Origin of the sequence: Actinocrinis sp., assembly GCF_035938995.1 — a bacterium.
Classification (GTDB): Bacteria; Actinomycetota; Actinomycetes; order Streptomycetales; family Catenulisporaceae; genus DASZGI01.
On the sequence record NZ_DASZGI010000158.1, the window covers coordinates 1 to 1,707 of the forward strand.

Here is a 1,707-nt window from a genome sequence, read left to right on the forward strand (position 1 = left end):
CCTCGACCGCGCCGACCGCCGCCGCGGCCGCCGAGCAGATCGGCTGCCCCGTGGCAGCCATCGCCAACAGCCTGATCTTCAACGCCGCGGGCGACCCGCTGCTCGTGCTCACCAGCGGCGCGCACCGGGTCGATACCGCCAAGCTCGCCGCACTGCTCGGGCTGCCAAAGCTCGCGCGCGCCACGCCCGAATTCGTGCGCACCCACACCGGGCAGGCCATCGGCGGCGTCGCCCCGGTCGGGCATCCCGCACCGATCAGGACCTTGATCGATCAGACGCTCGCCGAGCACGGGGAGATCTGGGCCGCCGCCGGACACCCGCATACCGTGTTCCCGATCACCTTCGCAGAGCTCGTCGAGCTGACGAAGGCCGAGACGGTGTCGGTGAACTGAGCGGCGGTGAACTGAGTGGGGTGAACTGAGCGGCGGTCAACTGAACCCAAGCGTCACCGGTTGGGCCGTACAGTGTGGCGATCACCGAGAGTCACCCGATCGGGTGGATTCCGGCCGCCCCTGCGTCATCGATCGCAGGACGCACAGACACTTCTCAGCATGCTGCCGTTAGAGGGCTCGGGCACGATTGCGGCGCCGTGGCCTACGCCGCTCCCGGGTCCCGCGGATTTCCCGACCGGAGTAAAGGTCTACCGGCGGACCCGTGGCGATCAATCGCGTGAGGACCGCGCGACCGACGCCTGGGTCTGTACGCCGCGGACCATCACCCAGGTGGCCGCTGTCGTGAACTGGGCGTGCCGCAGCGGCTGGCGGGTTCGTGTAGTCGGCAGCGGTGCCGGCCTGGCGGCGCACGCGGCCGTCTCCGGCGGCGACCTGCGAGATATGCGGGACGAGCGCGTTGTCCTCGTGGACCTGACTCGGCACCTGGACTCAGTGCGTGTCAATGCCGGGCCGCCCGGGACACGCCTCGGTCGTCGCGCAAGCAGGCGTCACCCTTGAGGCCCTGCTCACCCGGCTCGAACTGCTCGGCTACGGTGTGACGGCCTGCCCTGCTCCCGGATGCCTTACGCTCGGCGAAGCCCTCGCCACCGGCGGCCACGGCAGGCCTCGATGACCCGGCCGACTGCGGAATCGCGGGCGGCGAAGAAGCATGGCTGTCACCTGCGCGCCGACCGGACGGCCGCGATTTCGACACCGCCGTGTGGCTCACTGTCCGCAGCCTTTCCGGAACGCCAGACGTGCGACAGTTCAACGCCGACCTCGGAGAACGGCTGTCTGCGACATTCGGCGGCCCCCGACGCGGCCGTGCGGCCGATATGGCTGACCGCTTCGGCTGCTGATGCGATACCCGGTTGGGCCGCAGCCGCAGCCGCAGCCGAGCTCGAAGCGCTCGATCCGCATCAGGTGTACGGCGACGACCCCGAAGCGTGCGACTTCGCCAGCTGACATGCCCGGAGATTCGGACCGCCGTGCTCTGGCTGCTGGAGCGCTGCGGCGCACTTACCCGAGCTGGATCGAGCGCTTCGCCATGCCCATCCAGAAACCGTCGATCACGCTGCGCTGTGCGGTCAGGTCCGCCTCGCCCGCACCGAGGGTCACGAAGAGCGGGGCGAAATGCTCGGTGCGCGGGTGCGCGAGCCGCCCGGACGGGGACTTGTGCTCGAAGTCCAGCAACGCGTCGAGGTCGCCCGCGTCGAGTGCGCGATGTCCCCAGTCGTCGAACTCGGCCATGATCGAGTGGACCGAGCCGTCGTGG

General features: G+C 69.8%; 4 protein-coding genes and 1 pseudogene. 4 read left to right on the forward strand and 1 reads right to left on the reverse strand.

The window, feature by feature from the left end; genetic code table 11:
• From VGZ32_RS11390 to VGZ32_RS29055, 4 genes are all read left to right on the forward strand, one after another.
• Positions 1 to 392: YbaK/EbsC family protein (locus VGZ32_RS11390; RefSeq protein WP_326885912.1), on the forward strand; the 392-nt coding region annotated here is incomplete at its 5' end.
• 159 nt (positions 393 to 551) lie between these two features.
• Complete coding sequence (locus VGZ32_RS28690; RefSeq protein WP_349263565.1) at positions 552 to 950, forward strand: FAD-binding protein; 399 nt, start codon at positions 552 to 554, stop codon at positions 948 to 950.
• Complete coding sequence (locus VGZ32_RS11395; protein WP_326885913.1) at positions 889 to 1,065, forward strand: hypothetical protein; 177 nt, start codon at positions 889 to 891, stop codon at positions 1,063 to 1,065. Before VGZ32_RS28690 ends, VGZ32_RS11395 begins: the two co-directional genes overlap by 62 nt.
• Before the next feature lie 40 nt (positions 1,066 to 1,105).
• Positions 1,106 to 1,291 carry a hypothetical protein gene (locus VGZ32_RS29055; RefSeq protein ID WP_414642532.1) on the forward strand — a complete coding sequence of 62 codons (186 nt, stop codon included), beginning with the start codon at positions 1,106 to 1,108 and terminating at the stop codon, positions 1,289 to 1,291.
• Between the two features lie 160 nt (positions 1,292 to 1,451).
• On the opposite strand, the pseudogene VGZ32_RS11400 reads toward VGZ32_RS29055, so the two are convergent.
• Positions 1,452 to 1,707: pseudogene (locus VGZ32_RS11400) on the reverse strand (dioxygenase); the annotation flags it as partial.